17 protein-coding genes are annotated in these 16,650 nt (G+C 44.8%); 8 read left to right on the forward strand and 9 right to left on the reverse strand.

The genetic code is table 11. The features are described 5' to 3' along the window. Window positions 1-123: 123 nt before the first annotated feature. Together MSG33_RS09575 and MSG33_RS09580 are read right to left on the reverse strand one after the other, a co-directional pair. Window positions 124-2,163 (reverse strand): cache domain-containing protein, encoded by a 2,040-nt coding sequence (locus tag MSG33_RS09575; RefSeq protein ID WP_248380813.1) that lies wholly within the window; start codon window positions 2,161-2,163, stop codon window positions 124-126. Next, a complete protein-coding gene (locus tag MSG33_RS09580; RefSeq protein ID WP_005396186.1) occupies window positions 2,153-3,604 on the reverse strand; it encodes a sigma-54 dependent transcriptional regulator in 1,452 nt (483 codons plus the stop codon). The genes MSG33_RS09575 and MSG33_RS09580 overlap by 11 nt, the downstream gene beginning before the upstream one ends. Window positions 3,605-3,937: 333 nt before the next feature. Here MSG33_RS09580 and MSG33_RS09585 point away from each other — a divergent pair, with 333 nt between their 5' ends. From MSG33_RS09585 to MSG33_RS09610, 6 genes are all read left to right on the forward strand, one after another. Then, a complete protein-coding gene (locus MSG33_RS09585; RefSeq protein WP_005396187.1) occupies window positions 3,938-4,756 on the forward strand; it encodes a substrate-binding domain-containing protein in 819 nt (272 codons plus the stop codon). Between the two features lie 6 nt (window positions 4,757-4,762). Beyond that, entirely contained in the window at window positions 4,763-5,461 is a 699-nt protein-coding gene (locus tag MSG33_RS09590) for an ABC transporter permease (RefSeq protein ID WP_053807406.1), read from the forward strand. A 50-nt stretch (window positions 5,462-5,511) separates the two neighbouring features. Beyond that, a complete protein-coding gene (locus MSG33_RS09595; RefSeq protein WP_005396189.1) occupies window positions 5,512-6,231 on the forward strand; it encodes an energy-coupling factor ABC transporter ATP-binding protein in 720 nt (239 codons plus the stop codon). Beyond that, window positions 6,209-6,796 (forward strand): molybdenum cofactor guanylyltransferase MobA, encoded by a 588-nt coding sequence (gene mobA, locus MSG33_RS09600; RefSeq protein ID WP_053807405.1) that lies wholly within the window; start codon window positions 6,209-6,211, stop codon window positions 6,794-6,796. The genes MSG33_RS09595 and mobA overlap by 23 nt, the downstream gene beginning before the upstream one ends. Continuing rightward, the gene (locus MSG33_RS09605; protein WP_248380816.1) at window positions 6,793-8,571 is read left to right on the forward strand and encodes a bifunctional molybdopterin-guanine dinucleotide biosynthesis adaptor protein MobB/molybdopterin molybdotransferase MoeA; all 1,779 of its coding nucleotides are present in this window, start codon (window positions 6,793-6,795) and stop codon (window positions 8,569-8,571) included. Before mobA ends, MSG33_RS09605 begins: the two co-directional genes overlap by 4 nt. Window positions 8,572-8,645: 74 nt before the next feature. After that, a complete protein-coding gene (locus tag MSG33_RS09610) occupies window positions 8,646-8,912 on the forward strand; it encodes a DUF2960 domain-containing protein (protein ID WP_005377584.1) in 267 nt (88 codons plus the stop codon). 204 nt (window positions 8,913-9,116) lie between these two features. Here MSG33_RS09610 and nagK read toward each other — a convergent pair whose 3' ends face one another. Both nagK and MSG33_RS09620 read right to left on the reverse strand, forming a co-directional pair. Further along, a complete protein-coding gene (gene nagK / locus MSG33_RS09615) occupies window positions 9,117-10,025 on the reverse strand; it encodes an N-acetylglucosamine kinase (protein ID WP_006742573.1) in 909 nt (302 codons plus the stop codon). Between the two features lie 173 nt (window positions 10,026-10,198). After that, entirely contained in the window at window positions 10,199-10,948 is a 750-nt protein-coding gene (locus MSG33_RS09620) for a tRNA-uridine aminocarboxypropyltransferase (RefSeq protein WP_248381199.1), read from the reverse strand. Window positions 10,949-11,097: 149 nt separating this feature from the next. Between MSG33_RS09620 and MSG33_RS09625 the strand changes: the two genes are divergently transcribed. Then, window positions 11,098-11,919 carry a sterol desaturase family protein gene (locus MSG33_RS09625; protein WP_248380819.1) on the forward strand — a complete coding sequence of 274 codons (822 nt, stop codon included), beginning with the start codon at window positions 11,098-11,100 and terminating at the stop codon, window positions 11,917-11,919. A 90-nt stretch (window positions 11,920-12,009) separates the two neighbouring features. Here MSG33_RS09625 and MSG33_RS09630 read toward each other — a convergent pair whose 3' ends face one another. From MSG33_RS09630 to MSG33_RS09645, 4 genes are all read right to left on the reverse strand, one after another. Then, window positions 12,010-12,240, reverse strand: a complete 231-nt coding sequence (locus MSG33_RS09630; RefSeq protein WP_170902029.1) for a hypothetical protein — start codon at window positions 12,238-12,240, stop codon at window positions 12,010-12,012. Window positions 12,241-12,287: 47 nt separating this feature from the next. Then, window positions 12,288-12,668 carry a hypothetical protein gene (locus MSG33_RS09635; RefSeq protein ID WP_248380821.1) on the reverse strand — a complete coding sequence of 127 codons (381 nt, stop codon included), beginning with the start codon at window positions 12,666-12,668 and terminating at the stop codon, window positions 12,288-12,290. A gap of 201 nt (window positions 12,669-12,869) precedes the next feature. Beyond that, a complete protein-coding gene (locus tag MSG33_RS09640; protein ID WP_248380823.1) occupies window positions 12,870-13,283 on the reverse strand; it encodes an NUDIX domain-containing protein in 414 nt (137 codons plus the stop codon). A gap of 280 nt (window positions 13,284-13,563) precedes the next feature. Then, window positions 13,564-15,582 (reverse strand): methyl-accepting chemotaxis protein, encoded by a 2,019-nt coding sequence (locus tag MSG33_RS09645; protein ID WP_248380825.1) that lies wholly within the window; start codon window positions 15,580-15,582, stop codon window positions 13,564-13,566. A gap of 134 nt (window positions 15,583-15,716) precedes the next feature. Here MSG33_RS09645 and MSG33_RS09650 point away from each other — a divergent pair, with 134 nt between their 5' ends. Continuing rightward, on the forward strand, window positions 15,717-16,211 hold the full coding sequence (locus tag MSG33_RS09650) for an NlpC/P60 family protein (protein ID WP_065646735.1): 495 nt from the start codon (window positions 15,717-15,719) through the stop codon (window positions 16,209-16,211). Between the two features lie 44 nt (window positions 16,212-16,255). Here MSG33_RS09650 and MSG33_RS09655 read toward each other — a convergent pair whose 3' ends face one another. Beyond that, on the reverse strand, window positions 16,256-16,600 hold the full coding sequence (locus tag MSG33_RS09655; protein WP_005396212.1) for a DUF3802 family protein: 345 nt from the start codon (window positions 16,598-16,600) through the stop codon (window positions 16,256-16,258). Window positions 16,601-16,650: the final 50 nt, after the last annotated feature.

The following is a 16,650-nucleotide window of genomic DNA, read 5'->3' on the forward strand; positions in this document are numbered from 1 at the left end:
CGCTAGTGAAACCATCGCAGTGCTTCTTCAAAGCAAAAAGCTCAAGCACAAATGCGTCATTGAATACAAAAAAGAGCCAGTATTATAACTGGCTCTTTCTTCCGTAATGCTTACAACAAGTGACTAAGCGATATTCGTCACCTCTAGGATCAGTTCGGCTTTTTTAGGTAGATAAATACTGAATTTACTGCCCTTTCCCCATTCCGACTCGGCTTTTAGCTCACCACCCGTTTGGCTAAGAATACTTTGGGAGACCGACAGCCCTAACCCTGTGCCTTCTCGCTTCGTCGTGTAAAATGGTGAGAAGATTCGATTCAAGTTTTCTGGCTTAATACCGCAACCCTCGTCAATGACATGAATCGAGGCTCCTTTCACTTCGCCCTCGTCAATCCAGTCTTCACTGACTACTGTTAACGTGCCTTTGCCGTTCATTGCGTGAATGGCATTCATTTGCAAATTAACTAAGATTTGTAGCAAGTGGTGACGGTTTATCTCAACGGACGTATGCGCTTGCAGGTCAGTCACAAACTCAACGTCGCGTTTCTTGGTGCCCGTTTTAACCAAGGTGATGCTTTCATCAATAATAGGATTGACATGTTGCCAAGTGATTTCATCTTGAACACCACCTTGGCGACTGTATTGCAATAAACTGCGCGTGATATTGCGAATACGGTCGATTTGCGCGTGAATCGCATCAATCTCCTCTTGTACTCGACTTGCATCGTCACCCAACTCAAAGTGGATCAACTCCACGTTGCCAAGGATCACGGCGGTTGGGTTATTGATTTCGTGAGCAATCCCCGCGGTGAGTTCTCCCAGTGCTGCCAGTTTTTCATGAACAACGAGTTTGTCGCGGGTTTGGTTAAGCAATTGAATATGCAGCTCTAGATCTTGGGTTTTTTCTCTAAGGCTTGCCGTACGCTCTTGAACTTTGCATTCAAGTTGCGCTGCGGAGTTCTTCAGTTCAATTTTGCGCTCTTCTAGCGCGTCTAACATATCATCAAACTGTCTGGCTAACTGCGCAAGTTCATGATCGGCATCCAATCCCAACGGACCAATCCGTTTTTCTTTTCCTTGTTGGACCTGCTTCACCACTTTATGGATGCGTTCGATCGGTCGAAACAGATCATAAGAACCGCGATATACCATCACGCCGGAAACCAGCAATAACATAACCGTAATCAAGCTAATTTCTGCAATGTTGGTCATGTAGGCTTTAACGAATGGCCACATTAGGTAACCGGTATAAAGCATACCAATGACGTTGTCGTATTGGTCTTTGATCGGTTGATACGCCGTAATATACCAAGCGTCATACACATAGGCTCGGTCAACCCACTGCTCACCTTTTGAAAGTACTTGGTTATACACTTCTGCGCTCACGCGAGTGCCTATGGCGCGCCCTAACCTATGCTCGCTGTCTAGAGGAACGTTGGTGCTCACACGCAAATCATCAAGAAATACGGTCAATGTGCCAACGGGACGAAGGCGATCATTATCGCTGAGATAGATTAAGTCGCGAATTTGATCTACCAATACAGTGCTGTTATTGAGAAGCAAACCACCATCAAGAAAGCCGATCAAATCATTCGTTTGGCTATGCACAGGAATCACGGTTCGACTGACTAGCCCACGTGCTTCCATGCCCCCGTTGGCAAGAATAGGCACTTCCGCTCGTTTAGCGAGTTCAGGATCGAGGCGTTCGAGTTCTTCTTTATTGAGTACATCAAAAAACGATTCTCGCTTAGTGAGATCCATAAAGCGGAATTTGTTTTCCATCGAGTTGACGCGTTGGAAAGAGAGAAAATCTAAAGCATATCGTTTCTTCTGCTCAGTGACCCACTTTTGCAGCTCATCTTGCGGTATCCCTTGATTGATGCGAATACGAAAATCGTATGAGTCAGCAAACGCACGTACGTAATTCGATTGCTTTTGCTGTAACAACGTTACGCTGTTATTCGCAACACCAAGACGCTCAGAAACATCAAGCAGTGCATTTTGCCACGTATAATGGATGGACCAATAAATGGTAATCCCGATCAGGGCTATCAAAGTCAGAAAGATAGGTGCGGAGGTTAAAAATAATAAGCGATAACGCACCATGGTTTTAAAACGGTGCGTCCATTTCGACAATCCTTTGTGCTTCGGGCCGTTAGTCGGCATATTCCTCATCCTCAGAATCCCATTCTTTATACTTACGTTCTAAGGTCTTACGCGCAACGCCTAAGTCACGAGCAGCGGCTGACTTGTTGCCTTCGTGCAAATTAACGACCTGTTTTATATGCGCTTTTTCGACTTCTTTCAGAGTCCAGTTGTTTGGATACCCCTCACCGGTGAACTCTCTACCTTCTTTAAATGTCGGTAGTTCAGCAGAGTGAGAAACAGTAATCGACACATTAGGCAATGAGTGTCCACCATTTAGCTCCCGCCAATAATGCGCAGGCGGTTTGCCAAGCAAAATGCATCGCTCAATCAAGTTTTTCAGCTCACGAATGTTTCCCGGCCAATCGTACTCACTCATGGCTTCCATGTCCTCGTGCGCCCATTTTGGCGCAGGCATACCGAGCTCGCGCGTCAGCATATTGCTGAAAAATGGCACGAGCTCAAACAAATCGGTTTTGCGCTCACGCAGAGGACACACTTCAATTTTCAGAACGTTTAAACGGTAATACAGGTCACTGCGGAAGTTGCCTTGATTGACCTCTTCTTGAAGGTTTCGGTTGGTTGCTGCAACAATACGGACATCAATGCTGATTTCTTTTTCTGAACCAACAGGACGGATAGTACGCTGCTCCAAAACGCGTAACAGCGACGCTTGCATTGCAAGTGGCATTTCCCCGATTTCATCGAGGAACAAGGTGCCGCCATTTGCTACGCGGAACAAACCTTCACGAGATTTTTTCGCACCGGTAAACGCGCCCGATGTATGACCAAATAACTCACTTTCAAGTAGCTCTGGCGCAATGGCGCCACAGTTGATTGGCACAAATGGGCCCGTTCGCCCACTCGCTTGGTGAATACCTCGCGCAACCAGCTCTTTACCCGTACCCGACTCACCTTCGACCAACACAGAAGCACGCGACGGTGCAAACTGGTTAATAAGCTGCTTAAGCTGACGCGTTTTCTCTGAACCACCGATGATCTCGGAGGTATTGTGACGTTGGTAATCGCGCTTCATGGCGTACTGCATGCGCTCGTTTAGACGTCGGTCCATGCAGCGACTGACCGCTTTTAGCATTTGTTCTAGGTTGAAGGGCTTTAGGATAAAGTCAGAAGCACCAAGTTGAAGTGCGCGAATAGCAATCTCTAAATCCGCATAGCCCGTCATGAAGATCACATCGGCACGTTTGTCGTCATCTTCAAACGCTTCTTCCCACTCAATCCCAGAGCGCCCCGGCAGATTAATATCCAGTAAAATCAGATCATAATGTCGAGAATTACGCAGTTGCTCTGCTTCTTCGATGCTGCCAGCAGTGTCGACATGTGAGAAAAGCTTCCCCAATGCCTTTTTCAAAATGGCTTGCATGCCCAATTCATCATCAACGACCAGTACGGAAAAGGCGTTATATTGTTGGTTTGTACTAATATGGGATTGAGTAGACATATTTACCCCAGATGGCTTCGGATGAGACAGAGTGTACCAAGTTTAAACAGAGATACCCTACAAAAAGTGCGACATTTTGTACCAACGCAAACTTTTGTGCAAATAACCCCATGATTTAGTGCATAAATCGAGCACTTTTCGCTTGTAAAAGGTTGGCATCTTGTTTGCTATGAGGTGGCTACAGGGCGTATTCAAGTGATCTCAGGATGTTGGTGTTTGTTATTCCAACACCCTAAGACAACTTGCACTTTGAACTAATCGCTCTCGCCCAAGAGGCCTCTCCCAATACATCGGGAGAAAAGCCAAAGAATCATTGGAAAGGAACATATAAAAATGAAAAAAATTGCGCTAACTCTGGCTGCGACGTCAATCACGCTTGTAAGTTACTCTGCGTTTTCCGCTCAAGATGGCGAGCACGTTCGCCTAGCAACCACTACCAGTACTTACCATTCAGGGTTACTTGATTACCTGCTTCCACAATTTGAAAAAGACACGGGCTACAAAGTCGATGTTATCGCTGCGGGTACTGGCAAGGCCTTAAAAATGGGCGAAAACGGTGACGTAGATTTGGTGATGACACACGCACCAAAAGCCGAAGGCACATTCGTTGAGAAAGGCTACGGCGTTCTACCTCGTAAACTGATGTATAACGACTTTGTAATTGTTGGCCCGAAAGCTGACCCAGCAAAAATCAAAAATGACGAAGGCGTGTTAGATGTATTCAAAGAGATCGCAAACAAAAACGCAACGTTCATCTCTCGCGGCGATGATTCTGGTACGCACAAAAAAGAAATGGGCTTCTGGGCTCAAACTAAAATCGAACCAAACTTTGGCGGTTACCGCAGCGTAGGTCAAGGTATGGGCCCAACTCTGAACATGGCGTCTGAAATGCAAGGCTACACCATGACAGACCGCGGCACATGGTTGGCTTATCAAAACAAATTGGATCTAGAAATTCTGTTCCAAGGCGATGAAAAACTGTTTAACCCGTACCAAGTTATTCTTGTTAATCCTGAGCGTTACCCAACAATCAACTACCAAGGCGCGAAAGCATTCAGTGATTGGTTGGTGAACCCTCGCGGACAGGAACTTATCAATGGTTTCCGCCTAAACGGTAAACAACTGTTTGTTGCGAATGCTGAGAGCAAATAACGCAATATGAATCTTGCTGATACAACACTGGAAGCGCTTCGCTTACTGGTGAATTTTGATGCAGACCTATGGGAGATCGTTGCGGTCTCCTTTAGTGTTTCTATCACGGCAATATCTTTAGTGGTATTGCCGGCTATTTTGATGTCCTTTGTACTGGCGTATACCGACTTTCGCGGTAAATGGTTTTTGTTGTCGATCGTGAATACGCTGCAAGCGGTCCCTACCGTCGTGATTGGCCTGTTGCTGTACATGTTGCTGTCGCGCGCTGGCCCTTGGGGAGACTGGCAAATGCTGTTCACTCAGAAGGCGATGATTTTCGGCCAAATGGTGATCTGTTTCCCTGTTTTGGTATCGATGATGCATGGTGCATTGCAATCTAGCGACCGTCGCGCTGTGGAAACTGCCATCACGCTAGGCGTCTCCATTCCGCGCGTGGCCGCTACAATGATTTGGGAAACCCGCTTTCCTGTACTCGCAGCTATCATTGCAGGGTTCTCACGTATCGTAACCGAGGTGGGCTGCTCAATGATGGTAGGCGGAAACATTATGGGCGTAACGCGCAATATTCCGACCGCTATCGCAATGGAAAGCAGCAAAGGTGCTTTTGCGCAAGGAGTTGCATTAGGAATTGTATTACTATCTTTAGCGTTGGCACTAAACTTCTTCTTATCAAGTATGAGAGGCAAAGGCTACCTCAGAACATAGAACATGAAGCAAACAAACGACTCACCATTAACCCCATGTAGAGGCGCATTATGACTATAAAAATCACCGCCGAGCAGTTATCCATGCGCTTTAAAGAGCGTGTGCTTTTCCACATCCCTGAGTTAGCCATCGGCCCAAATGATGCCATTTATCTCAAGGGTGACAATGGTGTGGGCAAAACTACCCTACTCAAAATCCTTGCCGGCTTGCTCAAACCCTCTACTGGCGATGTTGTTGCGCCAAAAGATACGTGGCTGAAAAGGCTGACGCGTCGCAATGGTCGTGTCGATGTGATTTATCTCCATCAATCCCCTTACCTTTTTGACGGCACTGTATATGAGAACGTAGTCTATGGCGTGAAATATCAACAAGACACACCAAAAGATAAGCGAGCTCAAGTTATTCACGCGCTGCGCATGGTAGGTTTAGAAACCTTAGCGGACGAACATATTTCCGTGTTGTCCGGCGGTGAAAAACAGCGCGTTGCCATGGCAAGGGCTTGGATCTTAAAACCGTCGATTTTATTGATGGATGAGCCAAGTGCGTCTTTAGACCAAGAATCCATTGAACGGTTGGTGGTGATGGCGAAAGATCTTTTGGATCGTGGTTCCAGTATCGTGGTGACAAGCCATCAAACCAACGCACTGACCGACTTATGTAAAAAACAGTGGTGGATTAAAGACAAGACTTTGATAGAGTCTCCTCTGTTGTATGTCATACCAAAAGAAACATCCCAAGAGAATGCATATGCTTCAACCAACACAAACTAGTTGGGTCATTTTGGCTGGTGGCCAAGCCAGCCGTATGGGTGGAAAAGATAAAGGTCTGATTGAATTAAATCAGAAGCCACTCATCGAACACGTTATAAAACGTTTATCTCCACAAACACCACGCATTTTAATTAATGCCAACCGAAACCAAGATGCGTACAGCAAATTTGGTTTCGTATTTAGTGATCAATTCAAAGATTTCCCTGGGCCTATGGGCGGTATTCACGCGGGTTTGATGCATGCTGAAACTGACTGGGTCGGATTTGTACCTTGCGATAGCCCACAAATTAACACCGACCTTGTCGAGCGTTTCTGCCAAGCCGCCAAAGAAGACAGTGATATTTTGGTCGCTCATGATGGTGACCATCAGCAACCTGTTTTTACGCTCTACCACAAGCGCGTACTGCCAAAACTCACCGCATTTTTAGAACGTGGCGACCGAAAAATCATTCTGCTCTACAAAGAGTGCAACACCAGTTACGTTGACTTTAGCGACTCACCAAACTGTTTCGTCAACTTGAACACTCCGGAAGAACTGGCGCAATTTGGACAATTAGAATCATGAAACACACGCTAAATATTCCTATTCTTGGTTTTGCAGCTTATTCAGGCACAGGCAAAACCACGCTACTTGAAGCGCTATTGCCAAAGCTGACTGAAGCAGGTTTACGCATTGGCATGCTAAAACATGCGCACCACAACTTCGATGTCGATAAGCCGGGTAAAGACAGCTACCGTTTACGCAAAGCTGGCGCGTCTCAAATGCTGATTGCTTCTCGCAACCGTTTTGCGTTAATGACAGAAACGCCAGAGGCCGAAGCAGAGTTTGAATACCTCTTAACACGTTTTGATGAAGACAAGCTTGATGTGGTTTTAGTTGAAGGCTGTAAAAACATCGCGTTTCCTAAAATTGAATTGCATCGTGAAGAAGTGGGTAAGCCTTGGCTTTACCCTCACGATGAAAACATCATTGCTATCGCTTCCGACAGTGCGGAGTTGGACTCTGAACTGCCACAAATGAACATCAATGATCTTGAAGCGATTGCTCAGTTCGTTATTCAGTATGTTCAAGAAGCGAAAGTGCCAAAAAACAAAGAGAAAGAGGCCGCATGTTGCGACACACTTTCTCCTGCTTTCCTTTCTGTGGTTCAAGGCCAAGAAAAAATCCTTTCTTTGGTGAACACGGTTTCGGAAATAGAAGCATGCAAGATTGAAAACGCCTATGGCCGCGTTCTCGCGGAACATATCATTTCATCAGTAAGTGTGCCGCAATACACCAACTCCGCGATGGACGGTTATGCCATCCGCAGTGATGATATTGAGCGCGATAGCTACCAAGTGGTTGCTGAAGTGATGGCGGGCCATGCTTACGATCAGCCTCTGGAAGTTGGTCAAGCGGTGAAGATCATGACCGGCGCACCAACACCACTTAACGGCGACACAGTGGTCATGCGTGAGCAAGCCTCTCAAGAAGGTGACAAGGTCACCTTTAATGGTGCGAATATCAAAGCAGGCCAAAACGTTCGTCAAGCAGGTGAAGATCTCGCTATCGGCAGTGACGTCTTTACCGCAGGCACTCGCCTAGCCTCTCCAGAAATGGGCATGATCGCTTCTCTCGGTTTTGGTGAAGCGAATGTGTTCCGCAAATTGAAAGTTGCCGTGTTCTCCACCGGTGACGAAGTACAAGCGCCGGGAACAGAGCAAAAAGCGAATTCTATCTACGATTCCAACCGTTTTACCATCATGGGCATGCTTGAAAAGCTCGGCTGCGAGATCTTGGATTTCGGTATTCTGGAAGACAACGAACAGTTAATGATTGAAGCGTTGGAAAACGCATCGACGCAAGCGGACGTGGTTATGACTTCTGGTGGCGTATCCGTTGGTGATGCGGATTACATCAAACTTGCCTTGGATAAACTTGGTCAAATCGATTTTTGGCGAATCAACATGCGTCCGGGACGTCCACTCGCGTTTGGTCAAATCAACAACAAGCCGTTCTTTGGTCTGCCGGGCAACCCTGTTGCCGTGATGGTCTCTTTCATTAATTTTGTTGAGCCTGCACTGCGTAAGATACAAGGTGAGCAAGGCTGGAAGCCACTCAAAGTCAGTGCCATTGCCACAGAAAACCTCCGTTCTCGCCAAGGTCGTACCGAGTTTAGTCGAGGAATCTATGAACTGGATAACACTGGCCGTTTAACCGTTCGTACAACAGGCAAGCAAGGCTCTGGTATTTTGCGCTCAATGAGTGAGGCGAACTGTTTGATCGAAATCTCCCCAGCTATTGATACAGTAAAAGCGGGAGAAAGCGTGACAATTATCCCACTTCAAGGCAGAATCTAGCCCAAACTAGAAATTCAAAGGTCAGCGAGTCTGGCCTTTTTGTTTAATACAGAAACCTTTTCAGAGAGACAGCTATGGCTCGCACCATTCTTTACACTTACAAAGACCAAGACAAAGAACTGACGTTCTCATACCAGCAGCACCGCAACATTCAAGAAGCGGTTGCAGAAGCAGAAGGTATCGATATCACTGAGTTCCTAAAGATGGAGCAACAAATCGAAGCAGTATCTGACACTAAAGCTGTGCGCAACTACCGCGATAACTACTTCAGAAAATTAGGCTTTAGCAAAATTACCCTAGCTCAAAAAGAAAACCTAGGCGTAGGCAAAAAGAACAAATAAGCTTAGCTGTAAACAGAAAACTCGCGATTCGTCGCGAGTTTTTTTATGCATGCTATTTTTGTTCGTGCTCTATACCCAAGCATATAGAAGTTACTTGGGTATATGAGTTACTTCTATATATAAGTAAAAAGCCCCGTTTTTACCTTGATGGTCTAAACGGGGCGTAGATTTCTTCTTACTTTATATCGAGTAACGTTTCAGTCACTACTTGATGTTTAGGAACGCAGCACCGCGTACACCGCCTGAATCACCGTGTTTTGCTTTGATGATCTTAGGACACTTAGCCACAGACAATAAGTGTTTAGGGATGCGTTTTGGCATCTCTTCATAAATCAATTCGAAGTTTGAAAGACCACCACCCAGCACAACAACATGTGGGTCAGTCGCTGTAAAGATGTTTGCAAAACAGATAGCCAGCAACTCCATAAAACGCTCAACGTGCTCGACGGCTTTCGCCTCACCTTCTGCGTGCGCTTTGATGATGTCGATCGCTTTCTTCTCTTCACCGTAGTAATGGGCATAAAGAAGCTCGAAGCCTCGACCAGAAAGGTAACTGTCTAAACAACCCTTCTTGTCACAGCCACACCCCAACAGAGGTGCGTTTTCGCCTAAGTGGAACCAAGCATCGATAGGTAAACGAGTATGGCCCACCTCACCTGCTACGTGGTTACGACCAGAGAAAACTTTACCATCGTAGATAAAACCGCCACCAAAACCAGTGCCTAGGATCAAACCAAGTACGGAAGGCTCATCTTGAAGCTCTTCGTCCCATGCTTCTGATAGCGCAAAACAGTTTGCATCGTTTTCAATTTTTACGCTGCGACCGATTTTAGCTTCCAGATCAGCACGAAGTGGTTTGCCTTTTGCCGCAGGAACGTTAACTGTTAGTACAGTTGCATCATCGGCGTCTTCCATACCTGGTAGGCCAAGACCAATCGTACCTTCGCAGCCAAACTCTGCATCGTATTTGTTAACCAATTCCGCAATGGTATCAACCAGCAGCTCGTAGTTGTCTGTTGGTGTAGGTACACGTTCCGTCGCTACACGCTCAAGCTTCTCGTTAAATGCACCAAATTCAATTTTAGTGCCACCGACATCAAAGCCGTAATACATGTATTTCTCTCCTAAAAAATGCTTAAACGACTCCAAAAATGGCTGGAGTCAAAAGTATAAACTAATGGCATTATCCATATCTGTACGCCTGCAAACCGTGACCGAATGCAGATTTATACCCTCACCGCAGCCAGTTGAACAACATGCCATCAACAAAAGTTCATTCCTTAGAGTCAGCTCTCGGTTTTCACCCACTCTTTGAAACGTTTTAAATGCGGTCGGTTGGGATCGTTTTTGACTCGGGTCTTGGTCAACATGTAGGTTTCTCTAAAGGCTTCAAACCACAATTGAAGGCATTCCGATGCTTTGTTCTCACCGGCTTGTTTCAAAACTAAAGTCGCAACTTCGGCGGTCGAAAGATGCTGCTCGTTCTCAGAACGGCGCATGATGTATTCTGATAAACACTCCGGCTCGATAGATAAAACTGGTAGAGACTGTAAAAACTCAGAGCGACGGAAAATTTTTCGTGCCTCACGCCAGCTACCATCAATAAAGATCAGCAACCATTTTTTGTTCTGAGCCTCTTCGTTTATTAATCGCGCAGGCTCCAGATCTTCAATTAAACGAGATGGGTCATCCACATAGTCTGCAGGAAATACAATCACTGGTTGGTAGTTGTCATCCTGTAATAGCTCCAGCATCTCCTCAGACGGCTCTGTTCGATTCCATTGATACACGTAAGTCTCTTGAATCGTATCAGCTATTAGACGACCGGTATTACTTGGCTTAAATACTTCGTTTTCAGAAACAATCAACATACATGCAATATTAGCCTTGATGTTTGGCTGAAGCTCGCACAAACAGTGTTGCTCAGAAACCTGGCAATATTGACAACGAACCACTTTACATCCACGCGCGTTGAAAGGCTTGGTTGAGATAGATTGTCGGTACTGATATAAACGGTGGAAAGCGTGAATTCTCATGGTAAGTAATGCCAAGTAAAAAGTAGAGCGCGATTCTACTGACATTATGGTTTCGCCTCAAGATAAGCCCTTCAAAGCACCTTACTGTTTGTTGAAATAATTTCACTCTTATCTCGGTCATAGATAAAGTAATAAATAAGGAAATGACAGTGACAGAAACGACGTTTCAAGATCCCTCGTGGATAAGATTAGGCTTTTTTCTCGGCGTATTATTACTTTGTGCCCTTTGGGAAAACAAACTGCCGAGAAAAACACTTACCGCTTCACGCGGGTTTCGCTGGGTCAATAACTTATCACTGGTTGCTGTGAATAGCTTGATTGTTGCGTTAGTCATGCCTATCGCCGCCTTTCAAGCTGCAATTATCGCTCAGGAGCAACAATGGGGACTATTTAATTTGCTCTCCCTGCCCGCTTGGTTAAACGTGCTTCTAGCGGTTATTCTGCTTGATTTAGTCATTTACGTTCAGCATGTGGTCTTTCACTATGTAAAGCCACTGTGGAAGCTTCATCGAATGCACCATGCCGATCTCGACATTGATGTCACTACTGGCGCACGTTTTCATCCCATCGAAATCATCATCTCGATGGGTGTCAAAATTGCCACTGTATTTATCTTAGGCGTTTCTCCTATCGCTATCGTGGTATTCGAAATAGTGCTCAATGCCAGTGCGATGTTTAATCACAGTAATGCAAAACTGGCTTTATCAGCGGATCAGAAACTGCGAAACGTCATAGTGACGCCAGACATGCATCGCGTTCATCATTCCGTGATAGCAAAAGAAACCAACTCGAATTTCGGTTTCTTCCTTTCTGTTTGGGACCGACTTTTTGGGACATATCGAGCTCAGCCTGAACTTGGCCATGATGATGTCGTAATTGGTATACCGGAAATTAGGAATGAAGCAGAACAACGATTAGACAAGCTGTTAACTCAACCTTTTCGCTATAACCGAAGAAGACGCAACAGTTGAAGAAAAGTTTTTGTGGATGAAGTGCGTAAACAAAGCGAATAGACTAAACCTAAACACCAACCAGTTAAACACCACTTCATCCTTACGATGCTAGCTAGTGGATTCACTCTCCGTTAGTTGACGTTTTTTGTTTAACTGAGTAATACCAACAAATAAACCAACCACACCAAGCACCGTGCACACCAAAGCATTAGTATTCATTGCTTGTTGTGCTTCTATTGAGCTGTATAGAAAAGCCAGACTGAAGAAAGTGGTACCAAAGCTTAAACCTGTCAATACGCTGAAACCAGCGAAACTGGCCAAGTCTTTAAAATCGTTCATAACGAATCCCTGTTTACTATCCTTAATTGAGTGATGAAAAGTGAAAGTTAACGAAATATCTGGCGTGATTGTCGATGTTTACGCGCGTTCCATAACCAGATAGATACGCCGAATGAAAAACCTAAAAAGAGTGTTTTCATTTGAAGTGCGGCATTGTTGTCCAATATTTCTAATGTATAGTGAGCGTGCGAGCTAAAAATAACATTGGTCGTCAGAATCAATAGCATAAGTACTAATCCGGAACGAAGGTGCTTCACCAACAGATACACCGCTAGTAAGTCTAACAGCCCCAATGCGCTCCAATAAATATTCAACCAGCGTGGCGCAAAATCATAAGGCAAAAAACCGTTAGCAATGTTGTCATAAAGATGAACCACACCGCCAACTGTCATAAAAAGGCATAAGAGAAACACGACGAATTTATCCATTATCGTTTCCTTATCTGAATGAATGCGCAAAGCATATAGAAGTCAGTTAAACATTTGTAATCTCATAGCCATTTTTGAGATCGACAGTGCCTTTAAACAGTACGTGAGGCGTGCGAAAGAAATTTATTCGCTCCTGATAGAAGCATAGTGTTAGCTTTGGCATTTCGCTCAAATACACCAATGTTAGAACAGAAGTCTCATTCAAACCGCTCCTTGGTCTATCAGTTTTCGAACTTTTTCCAGTGCGTTCTGAAAAACGGTATGCGCTTGTGAGGAAATATCGCTCCCTATATCGTGCCAAAAGAACGCAAAATCATGTCCGCCATCGTCTTGCGTATGAAACGTCCATGAATCCGCTAGGTCAGCACACTCGCACGAAACAAAGTGCCATACTTGATTTTGAAAGCCACTGTCCCATGAGCATAAATACCGAGCGGAGATAACGTGCGTAATTCCAGATTCTTCAGCAAGCTTCCGCTTTGCAGCCGTGATGTAACTTTCATCAAACGTCTCAATAGTGCCCTTGACGAGCTGAATACCCGCCAACGGATGTTTAAAAAGTAGGAGCTCTTGGTTTTGCTTACGCAGAACGACGGGACAAACTTTATCGATCACAAAACCACTCCTCGTTGTTTAAGCAGAAAGCTTTGGCTTGTTCTGGATATAAAGGAATCGCATGAAGTTGCATGATTCATTCCTTTGAATTCGGACAACATTCTAGCCATCTTGTTTCACCGAGATAGCATTAACACCACGTAGTGATAACTCAGCCCTTAAGAAATGAGCAAGATGCGATATAACTCACTTTTGCGATTTGAATAGCGATGAGAAGTTGCGTAGAAGCAACAAAAAAGCAGAACCGAAGTTCTGCTTATAGAAGATAAAAACATGTCACTTAGGCGGACTGATGTAGCTCGTATTTATGCAACATCGCTTGTTGATGCCCTGCAATTTCTGCCACTTGTTCAGAGCTTTCAACCATGGATTCAAGTTGTAGCTTTGTACGCTCTCCAAGCTCGGAAATATTATTGATGGATTGAGACACATCCGCCGTCGCACGTTCTTGCTCTTCCGTGGCAACAGAGATTTGCTCAACACGTTCTTGAATGTGTTTGACCGCAAGGTTGATATCAGAGAATGTCGATTTCACTTCATTGCTGGACTGCAGCGCGTGGGCCATTTCTTCTCTTGAATCACTTACCGCTTGGCGAGAACGCTCTGCTGCGGTAATAAGCTCACTCATCATTGCTCGGATGTTCGTTGTTTGTTGAGAAGTATCACTTGCTAGTTTGCGGACTTCATCTGCGACGACCGCAAACCCACGCCCTTGCTCACCAGCTCGAGCGGCTTCTATTGCTGCGTTGAGAGCAAGCAAGTTTGTGTTGTCAGCAATACCACTGATCATGTCGACCATTTCACGAATCTGCTTAACACGCTGGTCTAGTTCTAACATAGATCGCTCATTCATATCCAAAGAGCTTTCAAGTGATTCCAAACGTTCACGGTTTTGTTCCACAACGTGAACGCCTTTTTCAGTGTGCTGGGTAGCAAGCATCGAGTCCTGTGACGAGGCATTTGTCACTGTTGCGATTTCACGAATGGAGGCTTCAAGTTGCGTAATGGTCGTGATCATACTCGCCAATGCTTCATTTTGTGTCGTCAGCCCATCGCTCGTTTGTTCAGCTGCACTGTGGCTTACTTCAGCCGTCTGATAAAGCGTCTCACAGTTACGTGTAACTGTTTGGATAGAGTTGTTTGTTGAATCAATCACTTGGTTTAGTTTTCTTGCTACTTCTTTCAGCTCATAAGGGCCAACCTCTTGTGCATTGTCACGGAAGTCATGTTCGGTAAGTGCGGAAAGACGCGTTAGTACATTTCTTAACCCTCGGTTTGTCCATGACTTCAGACTGAACCAAGTGATCAGAATAATGAAAGAAATCACACACGCAGCAAAAACGATCATAACACTCACTGACTGAATAGTGTCATTGACCACACTCTCTTTATCCGCAATCAACTCACCAGCTGCTTGTGATATTTGATCAAGTAACCGCATGGTTTCATCCGCAAGAATCGAAGCCTGTTTAAACTCTGAACGTTGCATTTTCCCTTGTTCTAGTTTGGCGAGGATCAAACGTAGCACGCCCTTTTCACTAAAGCCTTGCTTCACCATCTCGTACGGTGCCGTTAGGCTTGCGTATTCGCTTACTTCTGGATGTAAAGACTGGAAATCTTCATAGGCGAGATTAATACCTGCAATACGGTTACGCATTTCTCGGTATTCTTTTTCGGCTTTGCTCAGTTCAGAATGCATCATCATTACTAAGAACGTGCTTTCCATTGAGCTCGCTGAGGCAATAAATCGGTTGGCGGCATCACTCGATTCAGGATTTTCGGCACTAAGAAACGAGCTGATTCGATTCATTTCCGGGCCGATAGAGCTGAGTCCATAGCGGAACCCACCAACTCCTGCATCAATATCCATTTGAATTTTTATCACTGAAGATTGCTTCAGTAAAATGGACTGCGTGATGTTACGTAAACGCGCTAAATTTGTATCTAACTCCTCAGAGAGTTGCTCAGCAACACCAGAAGCTTCTCCAACCAAACTTTTACTTTGAGTCGCAAGTGAATCGATTTGCTCTTTTATTAGAGACAACTCTTTTGGCTCAGTAATTTGCATACCATGGTTGAGTAGCTTAACCATCTCCAATACATTCCTGGTTAACTTTGCGTTCGCCATCGCGATTGGTAACGCTTTTTGCGACAAGTCTTCAAATTGCTCTCCTACCTGTTCCATTCCTTTGAAACTTGAGACAGAAAGGGCTATAACAAGAGTTATGATAGTTAAAAATGTTGCACTAACAGCCTGAATCAGTGAAAGTGATGTGCGTGAGCGTTTTCGCTTTGCCATAATCAATTTTTATTCTTTCTTAAGGTTGAATCGGTTTTGCAGTGATTCCGTCACATTTGTGAGACAAAACCGTGATTTGCAGCCCATACTATGGATTGGTTATGACACTAATATTTCAGTTGTGAGTCGTAGAGATGACAGGTGGTGATTTGCGTCGAGTATATTTTCCTTTGATAATCAGTGTGCTACTAAGCGCCTGCTCTTCTGGGCCTGAACCTAGCGAGCAAGTGCAAGTGACAACACCTACAAATCAGTTATTGGACAATAACCCTGACTTGTTCCAGTTTTATACAGAATGGCATGGCACACCTTATCGCTTAGGCGGCACACAAAAATCTGGTATTGATTGCTCGGCATTTGTGCAAAAAGCCTTTGTTGAGGCTTATCAGCTATCGTTACCCAGGACAACGAGACAACAATCGAAACAAGGTGTGGAATTACATTGGACGGACGCCAAACAAGGAGATTTGGTGTTTTTTAAGACAAGACGGACGACCTATCATGTAGGGATTTACTTGGGTAACAAGCAGTTCATGCATGCGTCAACGTCTAAAGGTGTGATCATTTCAAGAATCGACAACCCATACTGGGCATCTAAGTTTTGGCAAGTAAGAAGAGTTACAATGTAACTCTTCTTACTTTTAGAATTGGAGATGACTGGTATCAAACAATATCAATCGTAAGTAGCAACGGCAGTATCGAATAGGTTTTTAACCAAAGCGATGTATTCATCAAGGAACGTGATCTGTTCATTAGTCGCTTTTTTATGCCATACACCAGCCAATATCTCACCAAGATCTTCAACAACCGCATCCGCTTCTTTTAGTAATTTGAAGCGTACGCTTGAGTGAAGCTCTGGGTTTTGCTCAAAGATCGCCATGATGTTTGAAGCCACCATATCGGTGACGACATCTTCGATGCTTTCGGATCCAGTGTCGCCAATTTCAGTCGTGAAAATATCTAGATTTAGCGACAAGTGCTCGATAAGAGCGAGATATCCATCGGTTTCTAAAACCACTGTTTTTCTCCGTTTATTGCAAGCCTTCGAAGCTGAAAGCGGAATAGTTT

The sequence above is a fragment of the Vibrio sp. 1CM7H genome, from assembly GCF_023161645.1.
GTDB classification, from domain to species: Bacteria; Pseudomonadota; Gammaproteobacteria; order Enterobacterales; family Vibrionaceae; genus Vibrio; species Vibrio diabolicus.